At 67.5% G+C, this 18,858-nt stretch carries 17 protein-coding genes; 11 read left to right on the forward strand and 6 right to left on the reverse strand.

What is annotated here, in order from left to right:
* Positions 1–86: 86 nt before the first annotated feature.
* A complete protein-coding gene (locus ASG92_RS25135) occupies positions 87–881 on the forward strand; it encodes a GNAT family N-acetyltransferase (protein ID WP_056635165.1) in 795 nt (264 codons plus the stop codon).
* Between the two features lie 354 nt (positions 882–1,235).
* Here ASG92_RS25135 and ASG92_RS25140 read toward each other — a convergent pair whose 3' ends face one another.
* The 5 genes from ASG92_RS25140 to ASG92_RS25160 form a co-directional block, all read right to left on the reverse strand.
* Positions 1,236–2,648 (reverse strand): MFS transporter, encoded by a 1,413-nt coding sequence (locus ASG92_RS25140; protein WP_056635168.1) that lies wholly within the window; start codon positions 2,646–2,648, stop codon positions 1,236–1,238.
* A gap of 10 nt (positions 2,649–2,658) precedes the next feature.
* Complete coding sequence (locus ASG92_RS25145) at positions 2,659–2,988, reverse strand: Dabb family protein (RefSeq protein ID WP_056635171.1); 330 nt, start codon at positions 2,986–2,988, stop codon at positions 2,659–2,661.
* A gap of 1 nt (position 2,989) precedes the next feature.
* Positions 2,990–4,678, reverse strand: a complete 1,689-nt coding sequence (locus ASG92_RS25150) for an FAD-dependent oxidoreductase (RefSeq protein WP_056635174.1) — start codon at positions 4,676–4,678, stop codon at positions 2,990–2,992.
* A 52-nt stretch (positions 4,679–4,730) separates the two neighbouring features.
* Entirely contained in the window at positions 4,731–5,492 is a 762-nt protein-coding gene (locus tag ASG92_RS25155; RefSeq protein ID WP_056635178.1) for an SDR family oxidoreductase, read from the reverse strand.
* A gap of 106 nt (positions 5,493–5,598) precedes the next feature.
* Positions 5,599–6,384 carry an IclR family transcriptional regulator gene (locus tag ASG92_RS25160; protein ID WP_056635181.1) on the reverse strand — a complete coding sequence of 262 codons (786 nt, stop codon included), beginning with the start codon at positions 6,382–6,384 and terminating at the stop codon, positions 5,599–5,601.
* Between the two features lie 182 nt (positions 6,385–6,566).
* Between ASG92_RS25160 and ASG92_RS25165 the strand changes: the two genes are divergently transcribed.
* The 5 genes from ASG92_RS25165 (at position 6,567) to ASG92_RS25185 (ending at position 12,177) form a co-directional block, all read left to right on the forward strand.
* On the forward strand, positions 6,567–8,306 hold the full coding sequence (locus ASG92_RS25165) for an FAD-dependent oxidoreductase (protein WP_056635184.1): 1,740 nt from the start codon (positions 6,567–6,569) through the stop codon (positions 8,304–8,306).
* 21 nt (positions 8,307–8,327) lie between these two features.
* Positions 8,328–9,095: an IclR family transcriptional regulator gene (locus ASG92_RS25170; protein ID WP_056635187.1), complete on the forward strand. Its 768-nt coding sequence runs from the start codon at positions 8,328–8,330 to the stop codon at positions 9,093–9,095.
* A 162-nt stretch (positions 9,096–9,257) separates the two neighbouring features.
* Complete coding sequence (locus ASG92_RS25175) at positions 9,258–10,517, forward strand: cytochrome P450 (RefSeq protein WP_200952087.1); 1,260 nt, start codon at positions 9,258–9,260, stop codon at positions 10,515–10,517.
* 10 nt (positions 10,518–10,527) lie between these two features.
* Entirely contained in the window at positions 10,528–11,844 is a 1,317-nt protein-coding gene (locus ASG92_RS25180) for an FAD-dependent oxidoreductase (protein ID WP_162256364.1), read from the forward strand.
* Between the two features lie 9 nt (positions 11,845–11,853).
* Positions 11,854–12,177, forward strand: coding sequence for a 2Fe-2S iron-sulfur cluster-binding protein (locus ASG92_RS25185; protein WP_056635194.1), 324 nt, complete (start codon positions 11,854–11,856; stop codon positions 12,175–12,177).
* Positions 12,178–12,269: 92 nt separating this feature from the next.
* Here ASG92_RS25185 and ASG92_RS25190 read toward each other — a convergent pair whose 3' ends face one another.
* Complete coding sequence (locus tag ASG92_RS25190; protein ID WP_056635198.1) at positions 12,270–12,941, reverse strand: acVLRF1 family peptidyl-tRNA hydrolase; 672 nt, start codon at positions 12,939–12,941, stop codon at positions 12,270–12,272.
* A gap of 62 nt (positions 12,942–13,003) precedes the next feature.
* Here ASG92_RS25190 and ASG92_RS25195 point away from each other — a divergent pair, with 62 nt between their 5' ends.
* The 5 genes from ASG92_RS25195 to alaS all read left to right on the forward strand — a co-directional run bounded on the left by ASG92_RS25195 (position 13,004) and on the right by alaS (position 18,854).
* On the forward strand, positions 13,004–14,497 hold the full coding sequence (locus tag ASG92_RS25195; protein ID WP_056635201.1) for a replication-associated recombination protein A: 1,494 nt from the start codon (positions 13,004–13,006) through the stop codon (positions 14,495–14,497).
* Between the two features lie 170 nt (positions 14,498–14,667).
* Complete coding sequence (rpsD, locus tag ASG92_RS25200; RefSeq protein ID WP_011692125.1) at positions 14,668–15,294, forward strand: 30S ribosomal protein S4; 627 nt, start codon at positions 14,668–14,670, stop codon at positions 15,292–15,294.
* A 145-nt stretch (positions 15,295–15,439) separates the two neighbouring features.
* Positions 15,440–15,814, forward strand: a complete 375-nt coding sequence (locus ASG92_RS25205) for a DUF948 domain-containing protein (protein WP_056635204.1) — start codon at positions 15,440–15,442, stop codon at positions 15,812–15,814.
* A gap of 19 nt (positions 15,815–15,833) precedes the next feature.
* A complete protein-coding gene (locus ASG92_RS25210) occupies positions 15,834–16,064 on the forward strand; it encodes a DUF6167 family protein (RefSeq protein WP_200952088.1) in 231 nt (76 codons plus the stop codon).
* A gap of 111 nt (positions 16,065–16,175) precedes the next feature.
* Entirely contained in the window at positions 16,176–18,854 is a 2,679-nt protein-coding gene (gene alaS, locus ASG92_RS25215) for an alanine--tRNA ligase (protein WP_056635212.1), read from the forward strand.
* Positions 18,855–18,858: the final 4 nt, after the last annotated feature.

Below are 18,858 nucleotides of genomic sequence, written 5' to 3' on the forward strand. Positions count from 1 at the left end.
GTCCCTTTGGGGGCACTGCACCTGCGGTATCAACGGCTCCCCGGAATCCCGGGGAGCCGTTGGCGTCCGCCGATCCAAAGGAACGCATGCAGGAACTGATTTCGCTGCCGCGGCTGGAAGCGCTGATGGACGCCGCCTGGCCCGCCCCTGACCGCCACGACACGGGGGAGTGGGTGCTCCGCGCCGCCGGCAGCGTCACCCAGCGCGCCAACTCAATCTGGCCGCGCTCGGAGCCGGACGGAACCCCGCACGACCGGCTGGCGTGGCTCCGGGATGCCCGGGCCTGGTACCGGAGCCGGCGGCTTCCCGTGATCTTCCAGGTCTTCGACAATGCCCGCAGTGACGCGCTGAACGCGGTCCTCGACCAGGAAGGCTTCACCCGTCAGTCCGAGACCCTGATCCTGGTGTGCGGCGCCGGCGGGGATACCCCGGTGCCCGATCCGGACGTTGAACTGTCGGCTGGGCCTACGGACGAGTGGCTGCGGCTTTGGTGGAGCGTGGACGGCCGCGGAGACGAGAATTCCCTCGCCACCGCGCGCGGCATCCTCGAGGGCTGCCAGTCGCTGTACGCCCTGGTGAGGGACGACGCCGGCCGGCCGGCCGCCGTCGGACGCCTTGCTGTTCCTGCCGGCGGGGCAGCCGGATGGGGCGGACTGTACTGCATGGCGACCCGTCCGGATGCCCGGCGCCGCGGCCACGCAAACAGGGTGCTACGGTCGCTGCTGGCGGCGGGGGCGGCACAAGGGCTGGACGGTTACTGGTTGCTCGTGACAGCGGCCAATTCCGGTGCCCGTGAACTATATGCCCGGGCAGGCTTCCAGGAAGCCGGCCGCTACGTCTATCGGCAGGAGCGGCCCAAGCGGCACCTGACCGGCTGCTAGGACGCGTAGCCCAATTCGACGGTTCCCTGCACACTCGACGCTGCGAACCGTCGAAGCGGCAGGGAACCCTCGAAATGGTGCGGGGGTGGAGCTAGGACCCCTCACTCCTGTAGTGCAGGCCGAGCCAGGGCGACGCCGTAAGTTCGCCGTCGTCGGCCGGTTGAGTGGGTGCCGGGGGCGCCTGTCCGAATGCCGCCGCGCCGGGCTGGGGCCATGGCTGCCGGCCGGCAGGCATCCCCGATACCTGAACTGGCCAGTGGCTGGCGTACTTGGTCCGCTGGCTGAAAAGTCGCGGCCTGTTGCGTCGCGGCATGTGCGTTCCTTCCTCGTCGCGGGTTCTTGGGGTCGCGGTTCTCAGGGAAGCCGGACGGCCGGCTGCTGGGGCACACGCTGTTCGTCGAGCGCCTCCCGGCGCCGCGCGGTGCCCTCCAGGTAGGGTGCCCCAAGTTCCTGAATCGGCGTCCTGAACGTTTCCCGGGAGTAGAACGCTGACCCGGCAGCAATGAGCATGCAGACAGTTCCGAAGACGGCCACCGGAACCCAGCCCGTGACTCCCGGAGCCAGCAGCATGCCGGCGATCATCGGCGCGAAGCCGGCGAGGACCAGCCCCAGCTGATTGCCCATGGCCATTCCGGTGTAGCGGACAGGAGCGCCGAACTGCTCAGCGAAGAACGCGGGCCAGATGCCGTTGAAGCCCGAGTAGAGCACGGTCATGTTCAGGAAAGCCGCCAGGAAGACCAGGACGATGTTGCCGGAGGACAGTGCAAGGAAGTACAGGAAGATCGTGGCTGAGCACCCGAATGCGGCGGTGAGCAGCAGGGGCCGGCGGCCGATCCGGTCCGAAAGTTTCGCCGCGAGCGGCATGGCGAACATGGACAGGCCGATGGCGACGGCGTTGACGGTCAGGATGGAGGCCCGGTCGAAGCCTGCGGTGGAGGTGGCGTACGCCAGTCCGAAGACCGTGAAAATCGTCTGCATCGCGGACATGATCGACATGCCTGCGACGCGCAGCACATCCGGGGCCTGGAAGCGGAGCACTTCCTTGATGGGCATCGGGGCAACCTGTTTGTGCTCCTGGGCCTCCTCAAAGACAGGAGTTTCGTCCAGGTGCGTCCGGACCCAGTAGGCGATGGCCAGGACCACGATGGAGAGCCAGAACGGGATGCGCCAGCCCCAGCCCATCATCGCTTCACGGGGCAGGGCCGTGACCGGAATGAAAGCGAGGGTGGCCAGCACCATTCCGGAGGCATAGCCCGTCATCACGAAGCTGGTGAAGAAGCCCCGTTTGCCCTCCGGCGAATGTTCCAGCGTGAGGGTGGAGGCGCCGGCCGATTCCGCACCCGCGGAGAATCCCTGTGCCAGCCGGCCGGCCACCAGGAGGATGGGCGCCCAGACGCCGAGCTGCTCGTAGGTGGGGAGGAAGCCGATGCCCAGAGATGCCAGGCCCATGATGCCCAGGGTCAGCAGCAGGATTTTCTTCCGCCCCAGTTTGTCGCCGAAGTGGCCCAAGACCAGGCCTCCTACAGGCCGCGCGACGTAGGCAACGCCGAACGTGGCGAAGGCGCCGATCAGGCCGATGGCAGGGTCCGCGGACGGGAAGAACAGGTGCGGGAACACCAGGGCGGCGGCGGTTCCGTAGATGAAGAAGTCGTAGTACTCCAGCGTGCTGCCGAGGAAGGATGCCAGGGCGGCCTTGGCTGGCGTTTTCCGCGGGGCCGATTGCGGGGCCGGCTGCGTTGCGGGCTGAGTTGTGGATGCAGACTGCATGGGGATCTCCTTAAGACTGCGTTGTCTCGGTGGTGGCTGCAGAGGTGTCCCCGAGGTGGAAGTCCACCGAGAGGATTTGCTGGCTGTTGGGGAACGAGTACGCCTTCAGCGGCTCGTGGAGCGGGTGCGTGTTGTACACCGCGATGTCCTCGACCGTTTCGAAGTCGGCCACGATGGCGTAGTCGAAGGAGCGCTCGGTGTCGAGGACGTCCGCGCCGTGGCTGAGGCTGAGCATGCCGGGGATGTTGCCGGTCATGTTGTTGAGGCCGTCAATCCAGGCCTGCTTGTCGGCGGGCGGGAAGCCCGGCTTGAACTTGAAGAGCACGGTGTGGCGGATCATCTCAGGCACCCACCAGTTCCGCGGTTTGCCCAGCCTGTTCGGCAGCCTGTTCAGCGGCGCGGTACTCCGGTGACTGGCCGGCGATGGTGCGGCCGGCGAGGTAGCCCATGGTCATGATCGGTCCGAGGGTGGCGCCGGCGCCGGGGTAGCCCGCGGCGTAGGCGTTTTCGGTGGTGTTGCCGGCGGCGAACAGGCCCGGGATGGGGCGGTTGTCGACGTCGAGCACGCGGGCCAGCCCGTCGGTGGCCACGCCGCCGTTGGTGCCGAAGGCGCCGTTGACCACTTCCAGGGCGTAGAACGGTCCGGACTGGAGCGGGCCGAGCGAGGGGTTTGGCCACGGGCAGCCGTCGTCGCCCCAGTACTTGTCGTATGCGCTTTCGCCGCGGCCGAAGTCGGGGTCCTCGCCCTTGACCGCGAACTCGTTGAACCGGGCCACGGTCGCGGCGAGGTTCTCCGCCGGAACGTTGATCTTCGCGGCCAGTTCCTCGAGGGTGGCCGCCTCGATCAGGTAGCCCGGCGTCGGCTGGCCGGCGCGGTGCGACAGGATGCCGTAGCGCTCCAGGTAGCCGTGGTCGATGATCACGTGGGCCGGGGTGTTCAGGGTCCGGTTCGCGGCGGAGTCCCAGGACTGCAGGCAGCGGGCCAGGTCGTTGTAGTTCTGCGATTCATTGGCGAAGCGGCGGCCGTGCCGGTTCACCATGATCGATCCGGGCCCTTGGCGTTCGAAGCGGAGCAGAGTGCCTACCGGCTGCCCGTCGCGCATGTCGCCGGTGACGGACATCGGCGCCCACCATGCTTCGCGGGTGCCGCGGGTCTGGCCGCCGATGCGCTGGGACATCCGCAAACCGTCGCCGGTGTTCGAAGGCGGCGAGCACATGGTGTACAGCCGGGAGGCCAGCATCGAGTCGGCCAGGGCCTTGTCCCACTCGAAGCCTCCGGTGGCGAGCACCACGCCGTCGTTCGCCCGGAAGGCTTCGCCGGTTTCGAGTTCGACGCCGGTTACCCGGCCGCCGTCGGTGAGCAGGCGGTGCCCCCGTGCCCCGGTGGCCAGGGCGGCACCATCGCGGACCAGGCTGGCCAGCAGCATGGAGACGAGGGCCTGGCCCTTGGCCACGAGGCCTTCCTCCTGGCGGTCAGCCAATTCGTCCCACGGGAACTTGGTGAAGGCGCCCCACTCTTCGTATTCCTGCATGGTGAACGGCGCCCGGCCGTCACTGCGCACATGTGCCCTGAGGCCTCCCAGGGCTTCGGTGCTGTTGAACAGCTCCGGCTCCACCGTCCGGCCGCCCGCCACCGCACCGGGGAGGTCCTGCCGGTAGTCGGGGAAGTTGTCGAGGAAGATAAAGCGGACGCCACATTCTTCTTCCACGAACTGCAGCATCTGGTCCCCGTACTCCAGGGCTGCGTCCAGGAGTTCCTCACGGCCCCGTCCGCGGGCGACGGCGCGCACATACTCGGCGGCTGCCTCCTTGGAATCGGTGATGCCGGCCTTCCGGGCGTGGTGGTTGTCCGCCACCCAGAGCATGCCGCCGGACACGGCGGAGGTCCCGCCCAGGTGCCCGCTCTTCTCGAGGACGACGACGGACTTACCGGCGCGGGCGGCAGTGGCCGCCGTGGTGAGTGCTCCCGCACCGGACCCGACGACGACGACGTCGTAAGTGTCCTCGCGGGTGCCGTTGACGAATTTCATGGGGTGTTGCCTTTCAGGAGGAGAATGGTCGAGCTGCAGTTGGGGTCTGGCGTCAGACAGCCGTGTAGCCGCCGTCGATGACGAGCTCGGAGCCTGTGGTGAAGCGCGATTCGTCGGATGCCAGGTACAGCACGCCGTAGGCGATCTCGTCCGGCTGGCCCTGGCGGGGCAGCGGGTTGGAGCCGACCAGCTGCTTGTAGTACGCCTCGGCGCCGATGTCGGACTGCTCCGCCGAGCGGCGGCTCATCCGGGTGTTCATGGACCCGGGGTGGATGGAGTTCACCCGGATGCCGTAGCTTCCGTAGGCCGCCGCGTCCGACTTGCTCAGGAGCCGGACGGCGCCTTTGGTGGCGTGGTACAGCGGCACGTTCCTGCCGCCCGTGATGCCGTGGATGGAGGAGAAGTTGACGATGCTGCCGGCGCCCTTTTCGATCATGCCGGGGACCACGTGCTTGGTCATCAGCCAGACGCCCTTGACGTTGACGTTGAAGATCGTGTCAAAGTCCGTGACGGAGGCCGTGTGGGAGGCGCCGGCGGGGCCGATGATTCCGGCGGCGTTCACCAGGATGTCCGGCGTGCCCACCTCGTCGCGGACCCGGCGGATCGCGTCGGCGACGCTGGCCTCGCTGGTGACATCGACGTCGTACTGGTGAATGTTGGCATGGGCCGCGGCAGCCGGGGCGCCGGCAACGTCCAGGCTGGCGACCACCGCGCCGTGTTCAGCCAGGAGGGCGGCGGTGGCGCCGCCCAGGTCGCCGCGGCCTCCGGTGACGATGGCGGTCTTTCCGGCCACTCGGTTCAGTGTGGGATTCATGGGGTGCTCCTCGTGCTCCTGCAGCCTCTTCGCTGCGTCCTAGCCAGAGTGGCAGGGGAGTTGTGATGGGAACCACACGATTACCGATGAACGGAAAAGAGTACTTTCAGTGACTCTGGCGGAGTGTTCCCTTCAGCTCCCCGCGCCAGCCGAGCGCCCTGGATATGCCGCGCGCGGCGGCCATCAGGACGGGGACCCGGGCGGCAGTGTTCTCCTCGTTGCGCGGCACCACCACGCTGAGCGCGGCGCGGACCGTGTTGTCTGGCCCGAAGACAGGAACCGCGATGCCGCTGGATTCGGGCACGATCACGCCCGGCATGGCGGCGAAGCCGCGCTGCCTGATCTCGGCCAGGTGCCGGCGAAGTACAGCGGGATCGGTCAGGGTGGTTTCGGTGAACTTCGTCAGGGGCCGAGCCAGGAAGCTGTCCTGGTAGGCGGCCGGGGAGTGGGCCAGCAGGACCAGGCCCGAGGACGTTGCATGCACGGGCAGCCTGCCGGCGATCTTGGTGATGTCGACGATGGTCTTGTCGGAGCCCAGCCGCTCGATGTACAGGACCTCGTCCGAATCAAGGATGCCCAGGGTGGTGGAGTGCTGCACCACGGCCTGGACGTCCTCCATGAACGGGAGGGCGGCCTCCCGCAGCCCCAGCATCTTGGACCCGCGGGAAACGAGTTCCCACATCCGCGTGCCGATGTGGATCTCGCCGCCGGGTTCGCGTTCGAGGAGCCGTTCGAGCAGCAGGTCGTTGACCAGCCGGTAGGTCGTGGTGACGGGAAGCCCGGTCCGGCGCCCCAGTTCCGCGACGGTCATGGACGTGTGGCGGTCGTCGAACGCGCTCACGATCTTCACGAAGCGGCCGATGATCGACTCGCCCGATGCGGAATTGGCCACGCTTCCTCCTCAGGATTCCCGCTCAATGGTAATCCTCCTCCCGGGCGCCTGTACTGCCGGGTCTACTGGGGGTTTAGCCTTCCCCGGCTGCCGCGAGGATGCGGGCAGCCGACTGAACGGAGCAGGAAGAAAGCGGAGCAGGAACCATGAGCAAGGCAGGAAGAATGAGTAAGGCAGGAACCATGAGCAGGACTGGAACCAGGACCACTGTCTGTGATGTCCTCGTCATCGGCTCCGGCGTGGCCGGCATGGCCGCAGCGCTGAAAGCCGCTTCGCAGGGATTGAGCGTGATCGTTGCGGAAAAGGAACAGTACTTCGGCGGAACAACCGCCATTTCCGCCGGCTGGGCATGGGTTCCCGGCAACAAGCAGGGCGTCGCGCAAGGCGATACCCGGGAGGAGGCCGAGACGTACCTGAAAAACCTGGCCCCGGAGACGTTCAACGAAGCAGGCGTCAGGGACTTCCTGGATACAGTGCCCGAGGCGATCTCCTTCTTCGAGAACGAAACCGAAGTGAAGTTCACCTACCCGGAAAAGTCTCCCGACTACCAGATGGACCTTCCCGGCGCGAAGCTGTCCGGCCGTGCCATCCTCCCGCAGGATGTTGACGCACGCGTGCTGGGGGACAAGCGTCTCCTGATGCAGCCCTACATGAGTTCCTACACCGTGTTCGGCTACATGCCCCAGGTGGGACCCGACATCAACGAGTTCTTCCACGTCAACCAGTCGGTTAAATCCTTCGTCTATGTGGCGAAGAAGCTGCTGCGCACGTGGGCGGACGCCGCCCGGTACAGGCGTCCGGTCCTGCGTTCCAACGGCAACGCCCTGATGACCCGCATGGTCAAGAGCGCCGATGACCTGGGCGTGCGCCTGTGGAAGTCTTCCCCGGCCCTTTCGCTGACCCGCGACGACGCCGGAACCGTCACGGGCGCCGTGATCGGCGGCCAGCACGCCGCCACAGTGACGGCGCGGCTCGGCGTCATCCTCGCCGCGGGCGGCTTCTCCGGCAACAAGGAACTGCGGCAGCAGTATTTTCCGCACGACGCCGACGGCGACGACCACTTCACGCCGACCGTGGGCCACGGCGGGGACGCCGCCACGCTGGCGATCAGCGCCGGCGGGCACATCGACGATTCGGTGTTCAGCGTGGGCTCCTGGGCCCCGGTGACCGTGTTCAAGTACCTCAACGGCAAGCAGCGCCTCTTTCCGCACCTGCGGGCGATCGGCCTGCCGGGCCTGATCGCCGTCGACCGCCACGGCAAGCGCTTCGGAAACGAAGCGCTGAGCTACCACGACTTCGGCGGCGCGATGATCGGACACAACAAGGACGAGGACAAGACGTTTGGCTACGTGATCGGCGACGCGAAGACGATGCACAAATACGGCATCGGCTACGCCAAGCCCTGGCCGATGCCGCGCGGCTACTTCTACAAGACTGGATACCTGGTCAAGGGGGACACCCTGGCGGAACTGGCCGGAAAGCTCGGGATCGACGCCGAGGGCCTCAAAGCGACCGTGGCTGACTTCAACCCCGCAGCGGAGCGCGGCGAGGATCCGGCGTTCGGCCGCGGCTCCACCCTGTACAACCACTTCCGCGGCGATCTCGAGCACACGCCGAATCCGAACCTCGCCCCGGTGGGCAAAGGCCCGTATTACGCCGCGAAGATCCAGATGGGCGACCTCGGCACCTTCGCAGGAGTCGGCGTCAATGAAGGCTCGGAAGTCGTCACCGCGGAGGGCACAGCTATCCCGGGGCTCCTTGCCGTCGGCGCGGCCGCGGTGAGTGTTTTCGGCGGCGGCTACCCGGGCTACGGCTCGCACATTGGGCCGGCCCTCGTGTTCGGCTACCGCGCGGGCCGCGACATCGCCGGGCTCGCGGCCGCCCGGGGTGCGGGCCGCGCGGCCACCGTGGCGGCCGGCTAGGGCGCCGGGCCGGAGGCGTCAATGGCAAACTCACCATCGGGTGAATCGGTGATCAGCCGCGTCGTGCGGCTCATGAGTGCGTTCGACCGGGAGCTGCCGACCATGACGCTCTCCGGCCTTGCCCGCCGCGCAGGCCTGCCCCTGACCACCGCCCACCGGCTCGTGGACGATCTTGTCCTCCACGGCCTGATCGAGCGGCTGCCGGACGGGAACCTGCGCTCCGGGATGCGGATGTGGGAGCTGGCCGCGCGGGGTTCGCGTGCGCTGAATCTCCGTGAGCTGGCGCTGCCCTTCATGGAGGATGTCCAGTCCGCCGTGCACCAGCACACCACGCTGGCGGTGCTGGACCACGGGACGGTGCTCTACGTGGAACGCCTGTCCTCGCCTAGATCCAGCCTGGACGCGGCCCATATTGCCCAGAGAATGCCCATTCACGCCGCTTCGTCCGGCCTCGTGCTGCTGGCTTTTTCTCCGCCAGACTTCCAGGACGAGGTACTTTCACGCCCGCTGGCAGCGGTGACCGCCGAGACCATCACTGACCCGGCCCTCATCCGGAAGCACCTGGCCGAAATCAGGCAACGCGGCTACGTGGCCCTGCCGGGCATTGGCGTCACGGAATGGACCGGCATCGCCGTGCCAGTCTTCGGCGCTGACAACACCATCGCTGCCGCGCTCAATGCCATCGTTCCCCGGCAGGAAGCCGCCGTTCCGTTGACAGTCCCCGCGCTGTTGACGGCCGCCCACGGGATTTCGCGGGCCTTGAAGGCCGCAGCGGCGCCGCGGCGCTAGCCGCCAGCCTGCACGGCCGGCTGCGAGACGAGTCGGGCAGCAGACTTTCACAACCGATGAACGGAAGCCCTGTGGGAGCGGGGCCGGGGAACTCGGCATTGTGAATTGAGACGTAAGTCACGTCGACGCAATCCGGAAAGAAGGACAATGATGTCTGCCCCTATGACAGAAACACCCTCGGTATCCGCGGGCGAAAGCGCAGGCTTGCCCCCTTATTCGCATGAACTGAGCTGGCCCGAGGGCATGGCGCCGTTCAAGGTCGTCGATGACGGGACGCAGGGCGATCCCTACGCCCACTATGCATGGATGCGGGAGAACGCCCCCGTACTCCGGGCCCACTCGCCGGTCTCGGATGTCTGGTTCATTTGCCGGTACGACGACGTCCGCCGGGCCATGCGGGCCCCGAAGGTCTTCTCCTCCCAGGTTGTGGACCCGGTTCCGCTGACCTTCCTGACCCTGTTCGACGCCCCCAACCACACCAGGCTGCGCCAGGTCGTTGCGCAGGCCTTCATCCCGAAGGCGATCGCCCGCTTCGAGGACCGGGTCCGTGAAAACGCCGAAAAGTACCTGGCCCCGATGCTTGCCGCCGGCGGCGGCGATGCCGTGGACGACTACTCGATCCCGCTCAGCATGTCCACCATCAGCGCCCTGCTCGACGTGCCGGCCGAGGACTTCGACAAAATGAAATTCTGGTCCGACGAGACCTTCAGCTACTTCGGCCGGCTCGCCCGCAACGCCCAGGGCACCGGCACCGACGAACAGAGCACCTTCGAGTTCTTCGCCTACCTGAAGGACACCATGGAGCGGCTGTACCGCGAGGAAAGCGACTCCGTCGGCGGCCACATCGCCCGGATGTGGAAGGAGGGCCTGCTCAGCGAGAAGGAAGCCAAGGAACTCTGCGCCTTCGTCTTCGTTGCCGGCCACGACACCACCACCATCCTGCTGGCCAACGCGTTCCGCGTCTTCAGCGAACAGCCCGGCCTGCTGGACCGGATCCGACGGAACCCGGACGACGCGAACCTTTTTGTCGAGGAGCTGGCCCGCTACCGCGGCACGGTGCAGCGGGCGAGCCGGATCACCATTGAGGAAGTGGAGGTTGCCGGCGTGAAAATTCCGGCCGGCGCCATCGTCCGCCTGCTGCCCGCCGCCGCGAACCGGGACAGCAGCAAGTACCCCGACGGCGAGCGCTTCGACATCGATCGCAAAACCGACGGCCACCTCGGGTTCGGCCACGGCGTGCACAGCTGCCTCGGGGCTCCCCTCGCACGGCTTGAGGTCCTGGTGACCGTGAAGCTGCTCGCCGAAAAGCTGGGGTCGCTGGCTGTGGATCCGAACAAGCCGATCGAATACGTGCGCGGAAACAACCTGACCAACTCGGGGCCGGAGCACCTCCACGTGATGCTGGAGCAGTTCAATGCGTGACCAGGAACAGATGAAGCAAGAACCGACGGAACACGAACCGACGGCCGGGGTCACCGCCCCGGTGATTATCGTAGGCGCCGGACACTCCGGCGTCGCGGTGGCCGCGGGACTCCGTGCCCGGGGCTGGGAAGGAGGCATTCTGCTGCTCGAGGCGGAGAAGGAGACGCCCTATGAACGCCCTCCACTCTCCAAGGAACTCCTGAAAGAGGGCGCGCCGGATGAGTCCGCCGTCCTGCGCAAGGAGAAGTTCTACGAGGACAAGCGCATCGACCGGTTCAGGGGCATCACCGCGGAGTCCATCGACCGGAAGGGTGCGACGGTCCTGCTGTCCGATGGAAGCCGTCACGCCTACCACCGGCTCGTCATCGCTACCGGTTCGCGGGCGAGGCCCCTCACGGTGCCCGGGGCCGAGCTTGCCGGCGTCCAGTCGCTGAGAACACGGGACGACGCCCTCGAGCTCAAACGGCTCCTGGTCCGGGGAGCCCGCGTCGCCATCATCGGCGCCGGGTATATCGGGCTGGAAGTCGCGGCTGCCGCTGCAGCCAAGGGCTGCGAGGTCACCGTGCTGGAGTTCCAGGACCGGGTGATGAGCCGTGTGACCTCCGAGCCGGTATCGCGCCATTTCGAACGGCTCCACGAACAGCACGGTGTCCGGTTCATCTTTGGTGCCGCGGTAACGGCGATTGAAGGAGACGAGCGGGCCGAGTGCGTGGTCACAGCCGACGGCACGGCCGTCCGTGCCGACGTCGTGCTGGCAGGAATCGGCGTGCTGCCCAACCAGGAACTGGCCGCGGAAGCCGGACTCGAGTGCCGGGACGGCATCCTCGTGGACGGGGACGGCCGCACTTCTGACCCCGCGATTTACGCCACCGGTGACGTCACCCGGTTCACCAGCCCGATCGACGGCGCCAGCCAGCGCCTGGAATGCATCCAGAACGCGCAGGCCCAGGCGGACCGGGTTGCCGCCCACATCACCGGCCAGCACGCTGCCGTTCCGGAAATCCCCTGGTTCTGGACCGTCCAGCACGGCGTCCGGCTGCAGACCGCCGGCGTGCGCCACCCGGAGGACGACGTGATCGTGCGCGGCGTACCCGCAGACGGCAGGTTCTCGGTGGTCTATCTCCGCGCCGGCCGCCTCGCCGCCGTCGACACCATCGCCGGCCTGACCGATTTCCGGCCGGCCAGGAAACTGATCGCCCAGGGAGCCCGGATCGACCCGACGCTGGCGGCGGACCCCGGCATTCCCCTGACCGACGCCATTCCCACCGACGCAAATCCCACCGACCCCAATCCCGCCGACGCTGACCCTGTGACAGCCCGAATCTAAGGAACCGCCATGAGCAACAACAAACTGACCGTGATCGACCGGCAAGGCTCCACCCACGACCTCGAATGGGAGCCGGACCAGACCCTGATGGAGGCCCTGCGTGACAACGACCTTCCGGTCCTGGCCTCGTGCGGCGGCACCGCCTCCTGTGCAACCTGCCACGTGTTCGTGGAGAAGGAGGTCTTCGACACCCTGGGCGAACGCAGCGAGGATGAACTGGAACTGCTCGTCGAAGCCGAGGGTCACCGGGAATGCGGCTCCAGGCTCTCCTGCCAGCTCGAGTTCAGCCGGCATCTCAACGGAGCCACCGTCACCCTGGCACCCGAGGAATAGCGCGGTCCGTTTCGACGGTTCCCCGCACACTCGACGTTGCGAAGCATCGAACCGGCAGGGAACCGTCGAAACGGCGCCAACTTTCGAAACGGCTAAGCCGGCGGGTCCGTGACCGTGACCCGCACGGCACAGGCATCCGCGGCCGCCTTCTTCAGCACCGCCGCGCGGGGGTCGGGGACATCGAGGTAGGCCAGGCGCGGCAGCCCGGCGTAGGCCTTGAGCGCCGGCTCGTCGAGGACGAGCTCGGCCATGCCGCGGTCTCCGCCGGGAACGATGTACTCGACGGCCTGCCCGGCAAGAATCTGCCCGGCCAGTTCCGCAACCGCCTCCACCATCGCGTCCGTCTGGTTGGCGCGGCGCCGCGCGTACCGTTGCTGGGACTGGCCGCCGGCCGCGGTGCGCGACTGCACGTACTTCGATCCAGTCTTGGCGGCCAGCAGCCTGCCCTCACTCGCCACGGCCACCCCGTAGCCGCCCCTGCGAATGAGGACCAGCCCGATCCTCCGGGGTTGCGACGCGAGCGAGGCAAGCCGGGCCACCAGGTCCGCGCCCCGTCCCGGCCGCCCGTCGTCCGGCCAGGGCGCCTGCAGCAGCGCGGTGGCGCCGTCGGCCGCAAGCAGCCGCACGCCGTCGTCGTGGTCCTCAACCTCAAGATCGCCGTGGCTGGCGCCGAACCGATCCACCCAGCCGGCCAGCCTTACTCCGGATATGAATGCGGTCCGCGAGGCGGCGGCAGGACGTCCTGGTGCGCCGCTGTGTGGCATTGCCGACTTCCTTGCTTCCGTGACCGGACTTTGCCCGATGAATCTATGAGTAGCCTATCTATGTGGATGATCTCTTCGGCCCGGGGCCGGACAACGAAGACGCGGGCGACGGCGACGCCTCGCCGTCGGGCCGCCCAGGTGGCGGCCCGCTTGGCGGGCGCACAGCCTCGCCGCGCAGCCCGCTGGCTGTCCGGATGCGGCCGCGTGCCCTGGACGACGTCGTGGGTCAGCAGCACCTGCTGGGCCAGGGCTCGCCGCTGCGCCAGCTGGCTGCCGGCGCCGAGGCGGTCGGTCCGGCCGGTCCAAGCTCGCTCATCCTCTGGGGTCCGCCGGGCACCGGCAAGACGACGCTGGCCCATGTGATCGCGCGGGGGCCAGGGCGCAAGTTCGTGGAACTGTCCGCCATCACGGCCGGGGTCAAGGACGTGCGCCGGGTCATGGACGAGGCCCTGACGGCCCGTGACCTGTACAAGACCACCACGGTCCTGTTCCTGGACGAGATCCACCGCTTCAACAAGGCGCAGCAGGATGCGCTGCTGCCCGGCGTCGAAAACCGCTGGGTGGTGCTCGTGGCCGCAACCACCGAGAACCCCTCCTTCTCCGTGGTCTCGCCGCTGCTGTCCCGCTCGCTTCTCCTCACGCTCAAGCCGCTGACCGACGCCGACATAGAAGGACTGCTCCTGCGTGCCGTGGAGGATGTCCGGGGGCTGAACGGCAAGGTCCGGCTGAGTGCTGACGCCCTGGCCCACCTGGTCCGGCTGTCCGGCGGGGACGCGCGGCGCGCCCTGACTGCGCTGGAAGCCGCCGCCGGTGTGGCGTTCGGCGACGCGGACGACGTCGGCCCCTCCTCAGGAGGCGACGGTTCCGGCAATGCCGGCGAGGGTGAAGCTGACGAGGGTGAAGCGGACGACGGCGGAGCGGTCACCGTTGAACTCCGCCACACCGAACGGGCGCTGGACGTCGCCGCGGTCCGGTACGACCGCGCCGGCGACCAGCACTACGACGTCGCGAGTGCCTTCATCAAGTCCATCCGGGGCTCCGACGTGGACGCGGCGCTGCACTACCTTGCCAGGATGCTGGAGGCGGGGGAGGACCCGCGCTTCGTGGCCCGCCGCATCGTGATTTCCGCGGCGGAGGACGTGGGCATGGCTGACCCCACCGCACTGCAGACCGCCGTGGCCGCAGCCCAGGCCGTCCAGCTGATCGGCATGCCGGAAGGAAGGATCGTCCTCGCCGAGGCCGTGGTCCACCTCGCCACGGCGCCGAAGTCCAACGCCGCCTACATGGGCCTGAACAAAGCCATTGCGGACGTCCGGGCCGGCCTGGGGAACGGAATCCCCGCGCACCTGCGGGATGCCCACTACCCGGGATCGAAGCAACTGGGCCACGGGCAGGGGTACAAGTATGCCCACGACGCCCCGCATTCCGTCGCCCGCCAGCAGTACCCGCCGGATGACCTGGTGGGCCGCGACTACTACGAGCCCACCGGCAACGGGGCCGAGCGGGACATCGCCGTCCGGCTCGAACGCCTCCGGAAGATCGTCCGGGGCAACTGAGCGTTCTGGTAAGATTGATGTTTGTCTGGCAAGGCGCGGACGCAAAATCCACCAAATTCACGTTTGATGCGGTTATGCCTGTGCCCAGTAGCAAAAGGCAGCGGTTGGCCGATGCTCTCCATCGTGGAGGCCAGTAACACTGACACACCGCAGTAATTGGAAGGACACAAGTGGCTAACAACACTCGTGCTCGCCGTACCGCACGCCTCTCGCGTGCACTCGGCATCGCTCTGACCCCCAAAGCCGCCAAGTACATGGAGCGCCGCCCGTACGGCCCCGGTGAGCATGGCCGTGCCCGCAAGAAGCAGGACTCCGACTACGCCGTACGTCTGCGCGAAAAGCAGCGCCTGCGCGCCCAGTACGGCATCCGCGAAGCCCAGATGACCCGTGCCTTCGAAGAAGCACGCCGCACCAAGGGCCTGACCGGTGAAAACCTGATCGAACTGCTCGAAATGCGTCTCGACGCCCTCGTGCTGCGTGCCGGCTTCGCCCGCACCATCGCCCAGGCCCGCCAGCTGGTTGTGCACCGCCACATCCTCGTTGACGGCATCCGCGTTGACCGCCCGTCCTTCCGCGTCGGCGAGGGCCAGCTGGTCCACGTTCACAGCCGCAGCGAAACCATGCCTCCGTTCCAGGTTGCAGCAGCCGGCGCACACCGCGACGTCCTGCCCCAGGTTCCGGCCTACCTGGACGTCAAGCTTGACGCCCTGCAGGCACGCCTGGTCCGTCGCCCGAAGCGCTCCGAGGTCCCCGTGACCTGCGAAGAGCAGCTCGTCGTCGAATTCTACGCACGCTAAATTTCCGGCAGCGTACCCAAGGAAGCCCGTGGCAAGCGCCGCGGGCTTCTTTGTATGTAAGGTACTTGGGGGAGATCCGCGGCTGCAGCACGCTGCCGCCGCGGACCATGTACCGTTCCACGGAGTTTCAAGGAGATGAACGTCTATGTCTGGTGGCGATATTGCCGGCCTGATCGCGGCCGGGGTATTTGCGCTCCTGGTGCTGTTGCTTGCTGTCCCGATCCTCAAGCTCGGGCGGGTGTTCGATGAAGTGCGGACCTCGATCCGCTCCATCAGCGACGGCGCCACCCCACTCATGGACGAAGTCACGGCGACCGTCTCCACCGCCAACCAGCAGCTGAGGAAGGTGGACGGCATCGCCTCCAACGTTTCGGACGCCTCGGCGAACATCTCGGCGCTGTCCTCCCTGGTTGCCGCCACGGTGGGCTCGCCGCTGATCAAGGTGGCCGCCTTCAGCTACGGCGTTCGCTCCGCCTTCGCCGCCCGCAAGAAGCCCGCCGCCGGCCGTCGCAGCCGCTAAGCCCCACCGGAGAACTGAAATGAAAAGACTTGTCTGGATGGGAATCGGCGTGGCCATCGGAGTCATCGCCTTCCGCAAAGTCACCGAGGCCCAGCAGAACCTGGGGCCGGAGGGCCTGAACCGCGCCGTGGGCCGGCTGGCCGACGGCGTCTACGACTTCGCGGACGCGGTCCGCGCCGGAATGCGCGAGCGGGAGACCGACCTGCGCACCGCCCTCGGCGTCGAATCCCAGGACGTTGTGCGGCGGTAGCCGCCGCTGCGGGAGAATTAAACCGGCAGTAACCGTTGTCCCGGATCTGCCATCTGAATCAAACTGTCACGCGGCAGAACGCGTGAACCAAGAAGGGTAAGTAATCAGCTCATGAAGTCGCAGGAGATCACCAAGCGCTGGATCGACTTTTTCGTCAGCAAGGGCCACACCGCCGTGCCCTCCGCATCCCTGGTCTCCAGCGACCCGTCCCTGCTGTTCACGGTCGCCGGGATGGTTCCGTTCATCCCGTACCTGACCGCGCGGGAAGAGCCCCCCTTCAACCGGGCCACCAGCGTGCAGAAGTGCATCCGCACCGGCGACATCGAGGAAGTGGGCAAGACTGCCCGCCACGGCACCTTCTTCCAGATGTGCGGCAACTTTTCGTTCGGCGATTACTTCAAGGAAGACGCCATCAAGTTCGCCTGGGAACTGCTCACCACAAGCGTTGACGACGGCGGCTACGGACTTCCGCCGGAACTGCTGTGGGTGACCGTCTACGAAGAGGACGACGAAGCCAAGGACCTCTGGCTCAAGAACACGGGCGTCCCCGCCAGCAGGATCCAGCGCATGGGCAAGGCGGACAACTACTGGCACACCGGCCAGCCCGGACCGGCCGGCCCCTGCTCGGAGATCTACTACGACCGCGGCCCCGCCTACGGCGTCGAGGGCGGCCCCATCGCCGACGAAAACCGCTACGTCGAAATCTGGAACCTCGTGTTCATGCAGTACCAGATCAACAACGTCCGCTCCAAGGACGACTTCGACATCGTGGGCGAGCTGCCCAAGAAGAACATCGACACCGGCCTGGGCATGGAGCGCCTCGCCATGATCCTGCAGGGTGTCGAGAACATGTACGAGACCGACCAGGTCCGCCCGGTCATCGACAAGGCATCCGAACTCTCCGGCAAGGAGTACACGTCGGCGGAAACGGCCGACGATCCCCACCACACGGACGACGTCCGGATGCGCGTGGTCGGAGACCACATCCGCTCGGCGCTGATGCTCATCGCCGACGGCGTCACACCGTCCAACGAGGGACGCGGCTACGTGCTGCGCCGCCTGATCCGCCGCGCCGTCCGCTCGATGCGCCTGCTCGGCGTCGAAAAGGCCTGCCTGCCGGACCTCTTCCCCGCCTCCCGCGACGCCATGAAGGGCGTCTACCCGATCGTGGAGACCGACTTCGACCGCATCAGCCGGATCGCCTACGCGGAAGAGAAGGCCTTCCTCCGCACCATCGCCTCAGGCACCGCCCGCCTCGAAGACGCCGTGACCGAGTCCAAGGCCGCCGGCCGGCCGCTCTCCGGCGCCGACGCGTTCGCCCTGCACGACACGTACGGCTTCCCGATCGACCTCACGCTGGAGATGGCCGAGGAAGCCGGGCTGAAGGTCGACGAGCCGGAATTCCGCAAGCTCATGCTGGAGCAGCGCAAGCGCGCCCAGGCCGACGCCAAGGGCAAGAAGGGCGCCCACGCGGACCTCAGCGCCTTCCAGGAGCTGCTGTCCGAGGGGGAGACCGTCTTCACCGGCTACACCGAACTCGACGGCGAATCCCACGTCCGCGGGATCCTCAGCTACGGCCGCAAGGTCTCCCAGGCCGCCACGGGCGACGAGATTGAACTGGTCCTCGCCGAAACGCCGTTCTACGCCGAAGCCGGCGGCCAGGCTGCGGACACCGGCCTCATCACCGGCGACGGGTTCGTCGTCGAAGTTCTCGACGTCCAGCGGCCGGTCAAGGGCCTCAGCGTCCACAAGGCGATCGTCCGCGAGGGCGAAATCGCCTCCGACGCGCTGGTGCGCGCCGCGGTGGACCGCGAACGCCGCCATGCCGCCGAGCAGGCGCACACGGGCACGCACATCGTGCACGCGGCGCTGCACCAGATCCTCGGCCCGGAAGCCACCCAGCGCGGCTCCTACAACAAGGCCGGATACCTGCGCTTCGACTTCGCCTGGGGCGAAGGCCTCAGCGCCGCCACCCGTTCCGAAATCGAGGAAGTGTCCAACCTGGCCATCCGGAACAACTTCCGCGTGGACACCAAGGTCATGGCCCTGGCCGAGGCCAAGGCACTCGGCGCGATGGCCCTGTTCGGAGAGAACTACGGCAGCGAAGTCCGTGTCGTGGAAATCGACGGCGCATGGTCGCGCGAGCTGTGCGGCGGCACCCATGTTCCCAACACGTCCCTCATCGGCAGCCTGTCGCTGCTTGGCGAACAGTCCGTGGGATCGGGCAACCGCCGCGTCGAGGCATTCGTCGGCATGGACGCTTTCCGGCACCTCGCCGCCGAACGCGCCCTCGTCACGGAGCTGACCGAAATGCTCAAGGTTCCGTCCGGCCAGCTGGCCGACAGGATCGCCACGACCCTGACCAAGCTGAAGACCACGGAAAAGGAGCTGGAGCGGCTCCGCAAGGAAAAGCTCACGGCCGAGGCTGCACAGCTGGTGGGTACGGCCAAGGACGCCGCAGGCGTTCGGGTCATTGCGCACGACGCCGGCCAGGTCAGCGGCGCGGATGACCTCCGCGGACTCGCCATGGACCTGCGGAACCGCCTCGGTTCCGAAGCCTCCACGGTGGCCGTGGCCGGAGTCAGCAATGACCGTCCGGTCATCCTGATCGCCACGAATGAAGCCGCACGTGAAGCCGGCGTCAAAGCCGGAGCACTGGTCCGGCTCGCGGCCGGCATCCTCGGCGGCGGCGGGGGCGGCAAGGACGACGTCGCCCAGGGCGGCGGCACCGACGCGTCGAAGGTCGGCCCGGCGCTGGCGGCAGTCGTAGATGCCGTAACCCGGCGCTAGCAGA

It is taken from the genome of Arthrobacter sp. Soil736, from assembly GCF_001428005.1.
GTDB lineage: Bacteria > Actinomycetota > Actinomycetes > Actinomycetales > Micrococcaceae > Arthrobacter.